Origin of the sequence: Cellulosimicrobium sp. CpK407 (assembly GCF_051844275.1) — a bacterium.
GTDB lineage: Bacteria > Actinomycetota > Actinomycetes > Actinomycetales > Cellulomonadaceae > Cellulosimicrobium > Cellulosimicrobium cellulans_G.
Genome location: NZ_JBGNYC010000002.1, coordinates 150,325 through 165,598 on the forward strand (window position 1 = coordinate 150,325; position 15,274 = coordinate 165,598).

Genomic DNA, 15,274 nt, shown 5'->3' on the forward strand with positions numbered 1-15,274 from the left:
GTCAGCCCGTCGTGCCGGCGGTCAGTCGTTCACGCGGCCGAGGTACGAGCCGTCGCGCGTGTCGACCTTGACCTTGGTGCCCTGCTCGAGGAAGAGCGGGACCTGGATCTGCGCGCCCGTCTCGAGCGTGGCCGGCTTGGTGCCGCCCGTGGAGCGGTCGCCCTGGAGGCCCGGCTCGGTGTACGTGATCTCGAGGACGACCGAGGCGGGCAGCTCGATGTAGAGCGGCTGGCCGTCGTTCGACGCGATGAGGACGTTCTGGTTCTCGAGCATGTAGTCCTTGGCGTCGCCCACGATCTCGGCACCCACCGTGATCTGGTCGTACGTCGAGGTGTCCATGAACACGTAGTCCGCGCCGTCCTGGTACAGGTACTGGAAGTCACGGCGGTCGACGTTGGCCGTCTCGATCTTGAGGCCGGCGTTGAACGTCTTGTCGATCGTCTTGCCCGTCATGACGTTCTTGATCTTGGTGCGGACGAACGCGCCACCCTTGCCGGGCTTGACGTGCTGGAACTCGATCACGGTCCACAGCTGGCCGTCGAGTCGCAGCACGGTGCCGTTCTTGATGTCGTTGGTGGTCGCCACGTTCGTCTTCCTGTCGGAGGGTCTGCGGTCTCCGCCCCACGCGGAGCCGCGTGCCGGGACGGCACGACAGGGTCCTCGAGGACGGGATGCGGAAATGGGCCTTGACGATCTTACCGGAGCGCGACGAGGACCGCGTTCGCGACCACGCCCACGGTCGCCGCCCAGCACATCGAGGCGAGCGTGCCGATGACGAACCGCTCGGACGCGACCGGGTGCTCCCGCAGCTCCGGGTAGCGCCCGAGGCCCTTGATCGCCACGACGAAGGCGATCCCGCCGGGCTCCCCGGCGAGGAGGCAGCCGGTGATGGCGAACCGTTCGAGGATCCCGATCCACGTGCCGCCGCGCAGCGCCTTCACGGCCTCGGTCCCGATGGGTCCCGTCGTGGGAGGCGGCGGCGGGGGGACGGGGACGGAGGCCGGGTCCGCCGCGGCGGCCCGCGACCTCGCGCGCCCCGCCCGCCGGGAGCCCGCCCGGGCCGGGTCGCCGGAGCGTGCCGCGGCGCGCAGCACCCACTGCGTCACGGTCCCTCCGCCGAGGACGCTCACCGCGAGCGCCACGACCCACACCAGCACGACCAGCACGACCGACACCGGGTCCGTCATCTCCCGCCCTCCCGCAGATCCTTCGACGGCTCACCCCGTCGGCTCGCCCCGAGCTCGCCCAGCAGCCTCGCCACCACGGGCCGCACCGCCGCCTCCTCGGGCCACAGCGCGGCGCGCAGCCGCTGGCTCACCGCTTGCTCGGAGACCCCGAGCGCGCGGGCCACATCCTTCTGGGTGCCACCCACGCGCGCGAGCGTGTCGACCGCCTCCCACCCCGGCGCGGTCCGCCGGTCCACGACCGCCGCGAGGAGGCGCAGGAGGGCCTCGACCTCGGCCGCCCGCGCCGACGGCTCGCCCCGGACGGCGACGGGCGCCGTCGCCGCGCGCGACTTGGCCTGCTCGACCGCCTCGCGCGCCCGCACGAACGCCTCTCCCGACGCCTCGCGCGAGACCGCGGGCAGGGGCTCGTCGACGCTCCCGGTGCCGACGCCGACGCTCCAGCCGCCGTCGCGCAGCAGGTCCAGCACGACCTCGACCACGGTGCCGGCGTCGTCGAGCACGCCCTGCACCTCGTCGCCCACGGTCCGGTCGAACGGGACCACGACGCCGGGGCGGCCGTCGAGGAGCTCGCCCAGGCGCGCGAGCACCTCGGGCACCCGGTCCGGGTGGCCCGTGCTCCCGCGCTGGTCGACGGTGAGGACGAACATGAGATCCAGGCTAGGCCCTTGAGAAGGTCTAATCAAGCATGAGGGCTTGAGAGAGAGGGATCAAGGCCGACGCTCGGCACGGAGGGCGCCGCGTCAGCCCCGCAGCCGGGCCGCGAGCGCCTCGAGCGCGAGCCGGTACGAGTCGAACCCGAACCCCGCGATCGTCCCCGTGGCGACCGCGCCGACGACGGACTGGCTGCGGAACGACTCGCGCGCCGCGGGGTTGCTCAGGTGCACCTCGACGAGCAGGAGGCCGGAGGTCGTGACCTGCGCCGCGGCGTCGCGCACGGCGTAGGAGTAGTGCGTGAACGCGGCCGGGTTGAGCACCACGTGGGTGCGGGCGTCGACGGCCTCGTGGAGCCAGCCCACCAGCTCGGACTCGTCGTCGGTCTGCCGCACGTCGACCGTGAGGTCGAGCGCGCTCCCCCACGCGACCGCGGACTCCTGGAGGTCGGCCATCGACGCCGAGCCGTAGATCTCTGGCTCGCGGACTCCGAGCCGGCCGAGGTTGGGTCCGTTGAGGACCAGCACGCGTTCCATGGCGCCCGAGCCTAGCGGCGCCGCGGGGCGCGGCGCGTGGGTGCTCGTGCCGTGGTCGGGCCCACGGCACGCGACGGGCTTCTCGACGCGCGGCGGCCGGCGCCGTCGGGCACGCTGGCGGGGTGAGCCTCGTCGCCGCCACCCGTGCCCGCTGGGAGCCCGACGCGCTGGTCGAGGGGTGGGAGTCGCTCGGGCTCCCGGCCCCGCGGCTGCCGGGCGTCGCCACCCCGGGCAGCGCGCGCGAGGCGGTCCCGCCGGTCCTGACGCTCGTGCGGCGCGCGCACCGGCCAGCCCGACCTGTCGGGACGGTCGTCCTCGTCCACGGCTACAACGACTACGTCTTCCAGGACCACGTCGTCGGGGCGCTCGCCGAGGCGGGGTGGGACGCGCTGGGCGTCGACCTGCGGCGGGCGGGCCGGTCGCTGCGCCCCGGGCAGGTGCCGCACTACGTGGACGACCTGCGCGAGACCGCGGCGGACCTCGGCGTGGCGGTCGCGGCCGCGCGGCGGACGCCGGGCCCGGTGGTCGTGCACGCGCACTCGACGGGCGGCCTCGTCGCGGCGCTGTGGGCCCACGCTCACCGGGGTGGGGGCGGGTGCGACGCGCTCGTGCTCGACAGCCCGTTCCTCGACCTGCGCGCGTCGTGGGTCGAGCGGACCGTGGGGACGCGGGTGCTGGACGCCGTCGGGCCGTGGAGCCCGCTGACGGTCGTCAGTGCGGGGCCTTCCGCGTACACCGGGCACCTGCTCGCGGACCGGGGCGGCCGGTGGACCTTCGACACCACGCTCAAGCGCCCCGAGGGCGTGCCGGTGCGAGCCGGCTGGCTGCGGGCGGTACGCCAGGGGCACGCGCGCGTGGCGCGCGGCCTGGAGGTCGCGTGCCCGGTGCTCGTCGCCCGGGCCGAGCGGTCCGGGACGGACGACCCGACGAGCCCGGACCGCGAGCGGGACCTCGACGCGAGCGACACCGTGCTCGACGTCGCCCAGATCGCCCGGCTCGCCCCGCGGCTCGGGCGCGACGTGACGGAGCTTGTCGTCCCCGGCGCGGTGCACGACCTCACGCTCTCCGCCGACGGGCCGCGCGCGAGCTACCTGGAGGCCCTCGCCGGCTGGCTCGACGAGCGCGTCGTGCAGGTCGCGGCGTGAGCGTCGCCGCGGGCCGCACCGGCGGCTACCTGGAGGCGCCGTTCGTCGCGCTCGCGCACCGCGGCTTCTCGCGCGCGGGCCTGGAGAACTCCATGGCGGCCTTCGCCGCCGCCCGCGACCTCGGGCTGCGGTACGTCGAGACGGACGCCCACGCGACGTCGGACGGCGTGGCGGTCGCGCTCCACGACGCGTCGCTGGACCGCACGACGGACGCGCGCGGGCTCGTCGCCGACCTCCCGTGGCGGACCGTGCGCGCGGCCCGGATCGGCGGGACCGAGCCCGTGCCGTCGCTCGAGGACGTGCTGGGCACGTGGCCGGACCTGCGCGTGAACGTCGACGTGAAGTCGGCGGCGGCCGCCGAGCCGGTCGCGCGGGCGATCGAGCGCACGCGCGCGCACGACCGCGTGTGCGTCGCGTCGTTCGCGGCGTCGCGCCGGGAGGCGACGGTGGCACGGCTCTCGCGCCCCGTCACCGTGTCGGGGGCGCGGGGCGCGGTCCTGGGCATGTTCCTCGCCGGGCGGGCGCGGACCGACGCCCTGGCCCGGCTCGCGGCGCGCTCGGTCGACTGCCTCCAGGTCCCCGTGCGCGGGGGCTGGGTGCGCGTCGTCGACTCGGGGTTCGTCCGGGCCGCGCACCGGGCGGGCGTCGCGGTGCACGCGTGGACCGTGAACGACCGCGCGACGATGCACCGGCTGCTGGACCTCGGGGTCGACGGGATCGTCACCGACCGCGCGGACCTGCTGCGCGACGTGCTCCGCGCACGCGGCCTGTGGGCGTGAGCGGCTCCGGGCTCCCCGCGGCGCTCCCCGGGCGCCGCGTCAGAGCGCGACGGGGCCGCGTCCCACCGGCGCGTCGGCCGCGATCTCGGCGTACGCCGCGGCGAGGAGCGTCGGGTCCGGGCCCTCGAGCCGCGTGGGCCGCGCGACGTCGTCGAGCACGACGAAGCGCAGGAGGTCGCCGCGCGACTTCTTGTCGCGGCGCATGGCGGACAGGAGATGCTCCCAGCGGTCGCCGCGGTACGTGAGCGGCAGCCCGAGCGAGCCCAGGATCGCGCGATGCCGCTCGACGACCGCGTCGTCGAGCTTCCCGGCGAGGCGCGACAGCTCGGCCGCGAACACCATGCCGACGGACACCGCCGCGCCGTGGCGCCACTGGTAGCGCTCCGTGAGCTCGACCGCGTGGCCCAGCGTGTGCCCGTAGTTGAGGATCTCGCGCAGGCCGGCCTCCTTGAGGTCCTCCCCCACGACGCGCGCCTTGACCGCGATCGAGCGCTCTACGAGCTCGGCGACGACGGCCCACGTCTCGTCCGTGGTCGGGCGCGTGCCCCACGCGCTCAGCGCGTCCGCGTGCTCCTCGACGAGCTCGAGGATGCGCTCGTCGGCGATGAAGCCCGTCTTGACGACCTCCGCCATGCCGGCGACGAAGTCCCAGCGCCCGAGCGACTCGAGCGCTGCGAGGTCGCACAGCACGCCCGCGGGCGGGTGGAACGACCCGACGAGGTTCTTGCCCTCGGCGGTGTTAATGCCCGTCTTGCCGCCGACCGCCGCGTCGACCATCGCGAGCAGCGTCGTCGGCACGTGCACCACGCGGATGCCGCGCAGCCAGGTCGCGGCCACGAACCCGCCGAGGTCGGTCGTCGCGCCGCCGCCGACCGTCACGACCGCGTCCGTGCGCGTGAAGTCCAGCTGCCCCAGCACGCCCCACAGGAACGCCGCGACCTGCGCGGTCTTGGCCTCCTCCGCGTCCGGGACCTCCGCGACGTACGCCTCGTACCCCGACGCCTTGAGGTCCTCGTGGATCACCTCCGCCGTCGCGGCGAGGGCCGCGGGGTGGACCACGAGCACGCGGCGCACCCGGTCGCCGAGCATGGTGGGCAGCTCGCCGAGCAGGTGCCGTCCCACGACGACGTCGTACGGCTGGTCCCCGGCGACCCGCACGCGCGTCGGGACGGAGGTGGGCTGCGCGTCGGTCGGCCCGTCGACGGGCTCGGTGGCTGCCCGGGTGCCAGCCTGGGCGTCGGGGGCGGGGGTCGTGTCGCTCACGCGTTCTCCTGTTCGGCCGGGGTGTCGGCGGGGGTGGGCGCCGCGGCGCGGTCCGCCGCGTCGGCGCCGCCCGCGAGGTGCGCACGGATCTCCTGGGCGACCTGCGCGGGCGTGCGCGCGTCGGTGACGACGTGCAGCGTCGCGACCCGCTCGTAGACGGGACGCCGCGCCTCCATGAGCGCGGCCCACCGCGCGCGGGGGTTGCCCAGCAGGAGCGGGCGGGACTGGTTGAGCCCGACGCGCGGGGCCGCGTGCGCGAGGCTCACGTCGAGGAACACGACGGCGCCGCCCGCCGCGACGTACGCCGCGAGGGCGGCCTGCGTGTGCTCGTCGAGGACGGCGCCGCCGCCCAGGGCGAGCACGCCGTCGTGGGTCGCGAGCGCCGTCGTCACGGCCTCGCGCTCGAGCTCGCGGAAGTGCGGCTCGCCGTGGTCGACGAAGATGTCGGCGACCGGCTTGCCCGCCGTGGTCTCGACGTCGGTGTCCGTGTCGCGCTGCGCGAGGCCCAGCAGGTCCGCGAGGTGGCGCGACACCGTCGACTTGCCGCTGCCGGGCGGGCCGACGAGGACGACGACCGGGCGCGTGCCCGGAGGGACGGGCGTCATCAGCGCTGCAGCTCCGGGATCGCGGCGAGATAGGCCTCGGCGTTGCGGCGGACCTCCGCGACGGAGTCGCCGCCGAACTTCTCGAGCGCCTGCTCCGCGAGCACGAGCGCGACCATCGCCTCGGCGACGACCGCCGCCGGCGGGACCGCGCACACGTCCGAGCGCTGGTGCTGGGCCTTGGCGACCTCGCCCGTGACCACGTCGACCGTCGCGAGCGCGCGCGGCACCGTCGAGATGGGCTTCATCGCGGCGCGCACGCGCACGACCTCGCCGTTCGACATGCCGCCCTCGACGCCGCCCGCGCGGTTGCTCAGGCGGTGGATCAGGCCGTCGGCGCCGCGCTCGATCTCGTCGTGCGCGGCGGACCCGCGGCGGCGCGCGGTGCGGAAGCCGTCGCCGACCTCGACGCCCTTGATGGCCTGGATGCCCATGAGCACCGCGGCGAGCCGCGCGTCGAGGCGCCGGTCGCTCTGCGCGTAGGTGCCGAGCCCGGACGGGACGCCGTAGGCCAGGACCTCGACGACGCCGCCGAGCGTGTCACCGGCCTTCTGGCACGCGTCGATCTCGGCGACCATCGCCGCGGACGTGGCGGCGTCGAAGCAGCGCACCGGGTCGGCGTCGAGCGCGGCGACGTCGTCGGGCCCCGGCACCGCGGCGTCCTCGGGGACCTCGACGGGACCGATGCCGACGACGTGCGACACGAGGCGGACGCCCAGCGCCTGCTCGAGGAACTTCGCGGCCGCCGCGCCGAGAGCGACGCGCGTCGCCGTCTCGCGCGCCGATGCGCGCTCCAGCACGGGGCGGGCGTCGTCGAAGCCGTACTTGCGCATGCCCACGAGGTCGGCGTGGCCGGGGCGCGGGCGCGTGAGGGGCCGGTTGCGCGCGATCTCGCGCGCGTCGCCCGTGCCGGCGTCGACCAGCAGCGCCTCGGGCGGCACCGGGTCCGCGGACATGACGTCGACCCACTTGGGCCACTCGGAGTTCGCGATCTCGAGCGCGAGCGGGCCACCCTGGGTCACGCCGTGGCGCAGCCCGCCCAGGACACGCAGCACGTCCTGCTCGAACTTCTGGCGCGACCCGCGCCCGTACCCGAGGCGACGGCGCGCGAGCGCGGCCTTCACGTCGTCCGTCGTGAGCTCGACGCCCGCAGGCAGCCCGTCGAGGATCCCGACCAGCGCCTCACCGTGCGACTCACCCGATGTCAACCAACGCAGCATGATCGCCATCCTCCCACGTCGGCACCCACGTCCCGGCGGGCGCCCGCAGTGCGGACCGGCGGTCGCCGACGAGGTCCCGGGCGGCCGACACCCGGGGATCGGGGAGGCGGAGACACCGTCCGGCGCGCTGTGGACGATGGCGGCGCGCGCGGTGGCGGGCACGCTACGGTGCCGCGCATGGTCCAGCAGGGGGACGGGACGACGACGGACGGCACGTCGGCGCGGGTCGCCGCACCGGAGGCGGTCGAGCGTGTGACGGCCGACGACGAGCCGCCCTGGGTGCGACGCCGGGGCGACGACCTCGTCCGCGAGCTCCGGATCGCCGGGCGGCTCGGGGCCGTCCTCGCGGGGCTCGCCGCGGCCGGCGCGGCGTGGTGGTCGGGTCCGTCGTGGGCCACGCCGGCCCTCGTGCTCGTGGCCGCGGCCGGAGCGGTCGTCGCCGTGGTCGACGCGCGCACGCACCGGCTGCCCGACATGATCGTCCTGCCGTCCTGGCTCGCGTCCGCGCTCCTGATCGGCGCCGGCGCGGTCGCCACCGGTGACGGCGCCGCCCTCGGCCGTGCCGTCGCCGGCGGTCTCCTGGGCTTCGGGGCCTACGCCGCGCTCCGGATCGCCTACCCGCCGGGCCTCGGCTTCGGCGACGTGAAGCTCGCGGGGATGCTCGGCACGCCGCTCGCCTGGCTCGGGTGGGGCGAGCTCGTCGCCGGTCTCGTCCTGCCGTTCCTGCTCGGCGGCGTGTGGGCGCTCGCGCTCGTCGTCACGCGGCGCGCGCGCCGTGACACCGCGGTCCCCTTCGGCCCGTTCATGGTCGTCGGGGCGGGGGTCGCCGCCGTGCTCGGCGACGCAGCGCTCCGGGCGTACGCGATCGCCTGACAGCGGCGTCCGGCGCGCGCGACCCTGTCCGACGGTCTCCGACCGGCCGTCAGGCCGCGACGCCGAGCGCGGCCTCGAGCGCCTGGTCCATCGCGGCGAGCGGGGCCACCTTTCCCGTCATGAGGCGCACCTGCTCGGCCGCCTGATGCAGGAGCATGCGCTCGCCGCCCACGACGATGCCTCCCGCCGCAGCCCAGGCGGCCGAGAGCGCCGTGGGACGGGGGTCGTAGACGACGTCGAGCAGCACTCCCGTCACGCGCGGGGCCGCCTGTGCCAGCGCCTCGGCCACTGGGTCGGCCGCACGCGACGGAAGGGTCGCGACGACCGCGTCGGCCTGCGCGAGGCGGGCGACGAGCCCGGGCGACGAGTCGAGTATCTCGAACCGCGGCTCGACGCCCATGCGGTGCGCGGCGCGCTGGAGGGTGCCCGTGCGCCCGAGCGAGCGCACCAGGACCGTCGGCGCGGTGCACCCGAGCTCGGCGAGGGCCGCGAGCGTCGACGCGGCGGTCGCGCCCGCGCCGAGCACGACGGCAGTCCGGGCGCCCCGCTCCCCCAGTCCCTCACGCAACGCGGCGACGAGACCGTGCACATCGGTGTTCGTCCCGACGAACGTCGGGCGCCGCCCGCCCGTGGGCTGCACGACGAGCGTGTTCACCGCGCCGACGACGTTCGCGAGCGGGTCGACGTGGTCGAGCAGCGGGATCACGGCGTGCTTGAGCGGCATGGTCAGGCTCAGGCCCGCCCACGACGCGTCGAGCCCGTTGACCAGCGCCGGGAGCTGCTCCTCGGTCGTGTCGATCGCCTCGTACGACCAGCCGTCGAGGCCGAGCGCCTCGTACGCGGTCCGGTGCAGCACCGGGGACAGCGAGTGGGCGACGGGGTGGCCGAGGACGGCCGCCCGTCGCGGAGCGCGCGCGGCGCTCACCCGCCGTTCTCCGCGAGCCACTGCTTCAGCGCCTCGACGTTCTGGTTGTGCTCGGCGAGCGTGACCGCGAAGCGCGTCTCCTTCGTGTCGTAGTTCACCGTCGTCCAGAACAGCCACTCGCCCGGTTCGGGGTTGAGGACCGCCTGCATCGAGGGCGCGCCCGGGGACGCGATGGGACCCGGCGGGAGCCCGTTGTGGGCGTAGGTGTTGTACGGGTTCGACGCGTCGCGCGTGTCCTCGGGGGTCACCTGGTACCCGGGAGGGTTGCCCGTGCCGTAGGCGACCGCCGCGTCGATCTGCAGCGGCATCCCCGTCGCGAGTCGGTTCTCGATCGCTCGCGACATCTTGGGCCGGTCCTCGTCGCGGCCGGCCTCCCGCTCGATGAGGGACGCCTTGATGAGGACGGCCTCCCTGTCCTCGGGTGCGACGCCGAGCTCGTCGAGCTTCATCAGCGTCTGGCTGACCATGCCCTGGATGATCCCGAGCGCGTTCTTGTCCTCGGGCTCGAGGACGTACGTCGTCGGGAAGAGCCACCCCTCGTAGTTGCCGTTCGCCTCGGCGGGAAGGCCGGTTGCGGCAGTGTCCGCCATCGCCGCCTCGAAGTCCGCGACCGGGATGTCGGTCACCGAGGACGCCTTCTCGAGGATCTGCGCGACCGTGCTGCCCTCGGGGATCGTGATCTTCGTCTCGACCCGCGAGTCGTTCGCCACGAGGCGCGCGACGGCGTCCTTGGCCGACATGCCGAGGAGCAGGGTGTGGGTGCCCGGCTGGATCTTCCCCGCGTTCGGGTTCTCCTCGAACGCCTTCGCGAAGGCCGCCGAGCTGGCGACGACGCCAGCCTCGGTGAGCACCGCGCCCATGTCGCGGCCCGTCGAGCCGGGCTCGATGACCACGTCGACGGGGTCGGTGCCCGGGCCCTCGAAGTCCTTCGCCTCGAGCGGGTTGTCGAACCCGAAGAGGTCGGAGGCGTTGTCGAGCAGCAGGTACCCCGCGCCGCCCACCACGAGGAGGGAGACGAGCAGCACCACGAGGGCGCGGCGACGCCGGCGCTGGCGTCGCTTCTTCGCCGCACGGCGGGCACGCTGCTCCGAGCGCGACGAGCGCGCGGGCTGCTGCTCGCCCTGGACGGCGGGCCGTTCGAACAGGTCGGTCACGGTCGGTGGTCTCCTGTCGGGTCTACAGGTTCTCCGGCGCGCGCCCCCGCGCCCCGCTCGGCGTCGAGAGCGGATTGCAGAATGATAACGGCGGCTGCCTGGTCGACGACGCTCCGGTGCTTGCGACCGGCGCGCCCCGACGCGTGCAGCGCCTGGTGCGCGCTGACCGTCGTCATCCGCTCGTCGACGAGGTGGACCGGCACCGGCGCGACGGCGCGTGCCACGAGTCCAGCGTACGCCCGCGCCCCCTGGGCGGCGGCACCCTCGCCACCGGAGAGGTGCCGTGGGAGGCCGACGTAGACCACCCGGGCGCCGCGCTCGTCGGCCTCGGCGGCGATCCGCGCGACGTCCGCCGGGACCGCAGCCCCAGCCTTCGTGTCGCGCGCGAGCGTCTCGACGGGGGTCGCGACGAGCCCGTCGGGGTCGCTCGCCGCGAGGCCGACGCGCACGCTGCCCACGTCGACGCCGAGGCGCGCCCCCCGCGGGAGGGGGACGCGCCCGTCGTCACCGGGCGGTGGAGGGACGGCCGTCACGCGGCCGCCGCGGCGCCGTCGCGCACGCCCTGGAGGGCGGCCGGCAGCGCCGACACGTCCGTGCCGCCGCCCTGGGCCATGTCGTCCTTGCCGCCGCCACCACCACCCAGGGTCTGGGCGGCCGCCTTGGCCAGCACGCCGGCGCGAAGGCCCGCGGCACGGGCCGACGCGTTGGTCACGACGACCACCTGCGGGCGGTCCTTCGCGACGCCCCCGACCGCCACGACGGCCGGCTCGGACTCGCCGAGGCGGCCGCGCACGTCGAGCGCGAGTGCACGGAGGTCGTCCGCGGAGGCGACCTCGCCGGCGTCGTGCACGACGACGCGCGTGCCGCCCGAGAGCTCCGCACCCGCGGCGAGCGTGCCCGCCACCGCGAGGAGCTGGGACTGCCGGAGCTGCGCCAGCTCCTTCTCCGCGTCGCGCAGGCGGGACACGAGCGCGCCCACGCGGTCCGGGAGCTCCTCGGTCCGCACGTTGAGCAGACCGGTGAGCTGGCCGACGAGCGCGTGCTCCTTGGCCTGGAAGCCGTACGCGCCGTCGCCGACGAGGGCGTCGACGCGACGCACGCCCGAGCCGATCGACGACTCGCCGAGGAGCGTGACGAGGCCGAGCTGGCCCGTCTGCCGCACGTGCGTGCCCGCGCACAGCTCGCGCGACCAGTCGCCGCCGATCGACACGACGCGCACGACGTCGCCGTACTTCTCACCGAACAGCGCCATCGCGCCCAGCGCGCGCGCCTCGGTGATCGGCATGAGCTGGTCCGTGACCTCGAGGTTCTCCTGGAGCTGGGTGTTGACCCGCTCCTCGATCTCCGACAGCGCGCCCGCCGGCACGGCGGACGAGCGCCGGAAGTCGAACCGGATGCGGCTCGGCGCGTTCTCCGACCCGGCCTGGGTCGCGTCCTTGCCGAGCGACTCCTGGAGGGCCTTGTGGATCATGTGCGTCGCCGAGTGGGCGCGGCTGATCGCCTTGCGACGGTCACGGTCGATCGTCGCGGTGCCCGGGTCGCCGAGCGCCGCGGTCCCCTCGACGAGGCGGCCGCGGTGCACCGACAGGCCCTTGATCGGGTGCTGGACGTCGTCGACCTCGATGGTCGCGCCGCCGTCGAGCACGATCGTGCCGTGGTCGGCGAGCTGGCCGCCGGCCTCCGCGTAGAACGGCGTGCGGTCGAGCACGACCTCGACGTCGGCGGGCGCGGTCGCGGCGGGCGCGGGCACGCCGTCGACGAGCAGCCCGGCCACGCGCACGGCGGCCGAGGACTCGGTGTAGCCGAGGAACTCCACCGGAGCGGACAGCTCCGACGCGAGCGACTCGTAGGCGGCCGTGTCGACCCCGCCCGAGCGCTTGGCGAGCGCGTCGGCCCGGGCGCGCTGGCGCTGCTCGGCCATGAGCGCGCGGAACGCCTTCTCGTCGACCTGGACGCCCTGCTCGGCGGCCATCTCGAGCGTGAGGTCGATCGGGAAGCCGTAGGTGTCGTGCAGCGCGAACGCCTGGTCGCCCCCGAGCACCGGCACCTCGCCGGTCCCCGCCGCGGACTTCGCCTTCGACACGGCCGTGTCGAGGATCGTCGTCCCCGAGGTGAGGGTGCGGCGGAACGCGTCCTCCTCCGTGTAGGCGACGTTCGAGATGCGCTCGAAGTCGGTCGCGACCTCCGGGTACGACGGCGCCATCGCGTCGCGGCTCACGGGGAGCAGCGCGGGCATCGCGCGGTCTTCGACGCCGAGCAGGCGCATCGCGCGCACGGAGCGGCGGAGCAGGCGGCGCAGGACGTAGCCACGACCCTCGTTAGAGGGACGCACGCCGTCGCTCATGATCATGAGCGCCGAGCGGACGTGGTCGGCCACGACGCGCATGCGCACGTCGTCCTCCTGGTTCGCGCGGTAGCGCCGGCCCGAGAGCGCCTCGGCGGCCGCGATGACGGGGAACACCTCGTCGATCTCGTAGAGGTTGTCCTTGCCCTGGAGCAGGTAGGCGACGCGCTCCAGGCCCATGCCCGTGTCGATGTTCTTGCGCGCGAGCTCCGAGACGATCCGGAACTCCTCCTTGGACTTCACGTCGTCGATCGCGTACTGCATGAACACGAGGTTCCAGATCTCGAGGTAGCGGTCCTCGTCGACGACGGGGCCACCCTCCTGACCGAACTCCGGGCCGCGGTCGATGTAGATCTCCGAGCACGGGCCGGCGGGACCGGGCTGGCCCGTGGACCAGTAGTTGTCCTTCTTCCCGCGGGCCTGGATGCGCTCGTCCGGCAGGCCGGCGATGCGCTTCCAGAGCTGCCGCGCCTCGTCGTCGTCGTGGTAGACGGTCACCCAGACGGTCTCCGGGTCGAACCCGTACTTGCCCTCCTCGCGCGAACCCGTGACGAGGTCCCACGCGTAGGTGATCGCGCCTTCCTTGAAGTAGTCACCGAAGGAGAAGTTGCCGTTCATCTGGAAGAACGTGCCGTGACGGGTCGTCTTGCCGACCTCGTCGATGTCGAGCGTGCGCACGCACTTCTGGACGCTCGTCGCGCGGTCCCAGGGCGGGGTCTGCTCGCCCGTCATGTACGGGATGAACGGGACCATGCCCGCGATCGTGAACAGCGTGGACGGGTCCGGGGAGACGAGCGACGCCGAGGGCACGACGGTGTGGTCGCGGTCGGCGAAGTAGTCGAGCCAGCGCTTGCGGATCTCGGCGGTGCGCATGATGTCCTTCGGGCAGTCGGTGGGTCGTGCGGGGTGCTTGCTGTGGGTCGCGGCGGCCGGGCCGCGCGGGTCCTAGAAGGAGTAGCCGAGGAGGTCCTCGACGTCGTCCGTGTCGTCGAACGGGCTGGGGTCTCCCGCGGCCGGGCGCGTGTGGCGGCCGGCCGCGCGCCGCGCTCGGACGACGTCCGGGTCCTCCTGGCCCTCCGCGAGGAGCGCCGCCATGAGCTCCTGCTCGCGCGCGTCGCGCGCGAGCGTGAACTCGGTGCGGAAGTCGCGGGCGATCTCGACGACCTTCTCGCCCAGACCGTTGACCTGCTCCGTCGCCTGGTCCACGAGCGACGCGGGTGCGTACCGCGCGAGGATCTTCTTCCCGCGGACGACGACCACGACCGTGATCGCGACCCCGACGCCGATCCAGAAGACGCGGCGCATCAGCGCGACCCCTCGGCACGTCCGGTGCCGTCCGACGAACGGCGTCGGCCGAACGAGCGGGCGGCCGCCTGGCGCACGCCGTAGGTGAACGCGGCGACCTTCACCAGCGGGGCGCCGAACGTCGCGGCGTACAGCCCCGTGAGCGCGGACACGTTCTCGCTCACCTGGGCGGCCGACGTCGTGATCGTGTCGACCTTGACGAGCTGGCTGTTGGTCGTGGCGACCGTGGTCGCGGCCTCGTCGAGGATCGGGACCGAGTGGTCCGTCACCTCCTTGATGCTCGCGCGCGCCTCGTCGAGCACGCGGCCGAGCTTGAGGAGCGGCACGGCGAGCAGGCCGACGAGCAGCACGAACGCGATGGCTGCGATGAGGCCGGCCACGTCTCCCAGGGACATTCTTCCTCCAGTGCCAGTCAGGGTGCGTCGTGCACGGACGTCGCGCGCCGCGCGCGGGACGGTCCTCCTCGTCGCGGGGTCCTCGCGGACGTGCCCACGACTCCGCGAAACACTACCCGCACCAGGGCGGGGACCGCCGTCGGGCACGACACGACGACGCCGTCGCCGCGGTGCGGCGCGCGCACCGGTCCGGACGCACGAACGCCTCGCTCGCCGACGAAGCGGTGAGCGAGGCGTCCGGAGCGAGGGTCAGCGAGCGTAGTACTCGACGACGAGCTGGACCTCGCACTGCACGGGGACCTCGGCGCGCTTCGGGCGACGCGTGAGGATCGCGCTCAGCTTCTCGAGCTGGACGTCCAGGTAGCCCGGGACGGCCGGGAGGACGTCGCGGTGCGCGCCCGCGGCCGCGACCTGGAACGGCGTGGTCGCCTGGCTCTTCGGCTTGACCTGGAGGGTCTGGCCGGGCTTCACGCGGAACGACGGGCGGTCCACGATCTTGCCGTCGACGAGGATGTGGCGGTGCGTGACCGCCTGGCGCGCCTGCAGGATGGTACGGGCGAAGCCGGCGCGCAGCACGAGCGCGTCGAGACGGGTCTCGAGGTTCTCGACGAGCGCCTCACCGGTCAGACCCTTGTCCTTGCGGGCCTCCTCGTACGCACGCGCGAGCTGCTTCTCGCGGAGCATGTACTGGGCGCGCAGACGCTGCTTCTCGCGGAGACGGACCGCGTAGTCCGACTCGGTGCGGCGGCGGGCGCGGCCGTGCTCACCCGGGGGGTACGGGCGCTTCTCGAAGTGCTTGACGGCCTTCGGGGTGAGGGCGATGCCCAGGGCGCGGCTCAGGCGGACCTGGCGGCGCGAGCGCTTGACAGACGTCACAGCGATATCTCATTCCTGT

General features: G+C 74.6%; 17 protein-coding genes. 3 read left to right on the top strand and 14 right to left on the bottom strand.

Annotated features, from left to right (window positions below; all coding sequences use genetic code 11):
• Positions 1-21 precede the first annotated feature (21 nt).
• The 4 genes from efp to ABWU78_RS01830 form a co-directional block, all read right to left on the bottom strand.
• A complete protein-coding gene (gene efp / locus ABWU78_RS01815) occupies positions 22-585 on the bottom strand; it encodes an elongation factor P (protein ID WP_021482610.1) in 564 nt (187 codons plus the stop codon).
• Positions 586-695: 110 nt separating this feature from the next.
• Complete coding sequence (locus ABWU78_RS01820) at positions 696-1,187, bottom strand: hypothetical protein (RefSeq protein WP_439157393.1); 492 nt, start codon at positions 1,185-1,187, stop codon at positions 696-698.
• Complete coding sequence (locus tag ABWU78_RS01825) at positions 1,184-1,834, bottom strand: hypothetical protein (protein ID WP_439157394.1); 651 nt, start codon at positions 1,832-1,834, stop codon at positions 1,184-1,186. The genes ABWU78_RS01820 and ABWU78_RS01825 overlap by 4 nt, the downstream gene beginning before the upstream one ends.
• Positions 1,835-1,927: 93 nt before the next feature.
• The gene (locus tag ABWU78_RS01830) at positions 1,928-2,374 is read right to left on the bottom strand and encodes a type II 3-dehydroquinate dehydratase (RefSeq protein ID WP_439157395.1); all 447 of its coding nucleotides are present in this window, start codon (positions 2,372-2,374) and stop codon (positions 1,928-1,930) included.
• Positions 2,375-2,496: 122 nt separating this feature from the next.
• Between ABWU78_RS01830 and ABWU78_RS01835 the strand changes: the two genes are divergently transcribed.
• Together ABWU78_RS01835 and ABWU78_RS01840 are read left to right on the top strand one after the other, a co-directional pair.
• Positions 2,497-3,519 (top strand): alpha/beta hydrolase, encoded by a 1,023-nt coding sequence (locus ABWU78_RS01835; protein ID WP_439157396.1) that lies wholly within the window; start codon positions 2,497-2,499, stop codon positions 3,517-3,519.
• Positions 3,516-4,298, top strand: a complete 783-nt coding sequence (locus ABWU78_RS01840; protein ID WP_253049346.1) for a glycerophosphodiester phosphodiesterase family protein — start codon at positions 3,516-3,518, stop codon at positions 4,296-4,298. Before ABWU78_RS01835 ends, ABWU78_RS01840 begins: the two co-directional genes overlap by 4 nt.
• Positions 4,299-4,337: 39 nt before the next feature.
• On the opposite strand, the gene aroB is transcribed toward ABWU78_RS01840, so the two are convergent.
• From aroB to aroC, 3 genes are all read right to left on the bottom strand, one after another.
• Positions 4,338-5,456 carry a 3-dehydroquinate synthase gene (gene aroB, locus ABWU78_RS01845; RefSeq protein ID WP_353709531.1) on the bottom strand — a complete coding sequence of 373 codons (1,119 nt, stop codon included), beginning with the start codon at positions 5,454-5,456 and terminating at the stop codon, positions 4,338-4,340.
• A 101-nt stretch (positions 5,457-5,557) separates the two neighbouring features.
• On the bottom strand, positions 5,558-6,166 hold the full coding sequence (locus ABWU78_RS01850; protein ID WP_439157397.1) for a shikimate kinase: 609 nt from the start codon (positions 6,164-6,166) through the stop codon (positions 5,558-5,560).
• The gene (aroC, locus tag ABWU78_RS01855) at positions 6,166-7,383 is read right to left on the bottom strand and encodes a chorismate synthase (protein WP_253049342.1); all 1,218 of its coding nucleotides are present in this window, start codon (positions 7,381-7,383) and stop codon (positions 6,166-6,168) included. Before aroC ends, ABWU78_RS01850 begins: the two co-directional genes overlap by 1 nt.
• A 177-nt stretch (positions 7,384-7,560) precedes the next feature.
• On the opposite strand from aroC, the gene ABWU78_RS01860 reads away from it, so the two are divergent.
• The gene (locus ABWU78_RS01860; protein WP_439157398.1) at positions 7,561-8,256 is read left to right on the top strand and encodes a prepilin peptidase; all 696 of its coding nucleotides are present in this window, start codon (positions 7,561-7,563) and stop codon (positions 8,254-8,256) included.
• A gap of 49 nt (positions 8,257-8,305) precedes the next feature.
• Here ABWU78_RS01860 and ABWU78_RS01865 read toward each other — a convergent pair whose 3' ends face one another.
• The 7 genes from ABWU78_RS01865 to rpsD all read right to left on the bottom strand — a co-directional run bounded on the left by ABWU78_RS01865 (position 8,306) and on the right by rpsD (position 15,255).
• A complete protein-coding gene (locus tag ABWU78_RS01865; RefSeq protein ID WP_439157399.1) occupies positions 8,306-9,181 on the bottom strand; it encodes a shikimate dehydrogenase in 876 nt (291 codons plus the stop codon).
• Positions 9,178-10,335 carry an endolytic transglycosylase MltG gene (gene mltG / locus ABWU78_RS01870; protein ID WP_439157400.1) on the bottom strand — a complete coding sequence of 386 codons (1,158 nt, stop codon included), beginning with the start codon at positions 10,333-10,335 and terminating at the stop codon, positions 9,178-9,180. The genes ABWU78_RS01865 and mltG overlap by 4 nt, the downstream gene beginning before the upstream one ends.
• Positions 10,332-10,868 carry a Holliday junction resolvase RuvX gene (ruvX, locus tag ABWU78_RS01875; protein WP_439157401.1) on the bottom strand — a complete coding sequence of 179 codons (537 nt, stop codon included), beginning with the start codon at positions 10,866-10,868 and terminating at the stop codon, positions 10,332-10,334. Before ruvX ends, mltG begins: the two co-directional genes overlap by 4 nt.
• Positions 10,865-13,552, bottom strand: coding sequence for an alanine--tRNA ligase (gene alaS, locus ABWU78_RS01880; RefSeq protein ID WP_439157402.1), 2,688 nt, complete (start codon positions 13,550-13,552; stop codon positions 10,865-10,867). The genes ruvX and alaS overlap by 4 nt, the downstream gene beginning before the upstream one ends.
• Before the next feature lie 72 nt (positions 13,553-13,624).
• A complete protein-coding gene (locus ABWU78_RS01885) occupies positions 13,625-13,984 on the bottom strand; it encodes a hypothetical protein (protein WP_253049333.1) in 360 nt (119 codons plus the stop codon).
• Positions 13,984-14,379, bottom strand: a complete 396-nt coding sequence (locus tag ABWU78_RS01890) for a DUF948 domain-containing protein (protein WP_253049331.1) — start codon at positions 14,377-14,379, stop codon at positions 13,984-13,986. The genes ABWU78_RS01885 and ABWU78_RS01890 overlap by 1 nt, the downstream gene beginning before the upstream one ends.
• Before the next feature lie 249 nt (positions 14,380-14,628).
• On the bottom strand, positions 14,629-15,255 hold the full coding sequence (gene rpsD / locus ABWU78_RS01895; protein ID WP_047234514.1) for a 30S ribosomal protein S4: 627 nt from the start codon (positions 15,253-15,255) through the stop codon (positions 14,629-14,631).
• Positions 15,256-15,274: the final 19 nt, after the last annotated feature.

Excerpts from the sequence above, each read along its gene's own strand:
- ABWU78_RS01820 (WP_439157393.1), bottom strand. The coding sequence starts at position 1,187 with ATGACGGACCCGGTGTCGGTCGTGCTGGTCGTGCTGGTGTGGGTCGTG.
- ABWU78_RS01825 (WP_439157394.1), bottom strand. The coding sequence starts at position 1,834 with ATGTTCGTCCTCACCGTCGACCAGCGCGGGAGCACGGGCCACCCGGAC.
- ABWU78_RS01830 (WP_439157395.1), bottom strand. The coding sequence starts at position 2,374 with ATGGAACGCGTGCTGGTCCTCAACGGACCCAACCTCGGCCGGCTCGGA.
- ABWU78_RS01850 (WP_439157397.1), bottom strand. The coding sequence starts at position 6,166 with ATGACGCCCGTCCCTCCGGGCACGCGCCCGGTCGTCGTCCTCGTCGGC.
- aroC (WP_253049342.1), bottom strand. The coding sequence starts at position 7,383 with ATGCTGCGTTGGTTGACATCGGGTGAGTCGCACGGTGAGGCGCTGGTC.
- ABWU78_RS01860 (WP_439157398.1), top strand. The coding sequence starts at position 7,561 with ATGGTCCAGCAGGGGGACGGGACGACGACGGACGGCACGTCGGCGCGG.
- alaS (WP_439157402.1), bottom strand. The coding sequence starts at position 13,552 with ATGCGCACCGCCGAGATCCGCAAGCGCTGGCTCGACTACTTCGCCGAC.
- ABWU78_RS01885 (WP_253049333.1), bottom strand. The coding sequence starts at position 13,984 with ATGCGCCGCGTCTTCTGGATCGGCGTCGGGGTCGCGATCACGGTCGTG.
- ABWU78_RS01890 (WP_253049331.1), bottom strand. The coding sequence starts at position 14,379 with ATGTCCCTGGGAGACGTGGCCGGCCTCATCGCAGCCATCGCGTTCGTG.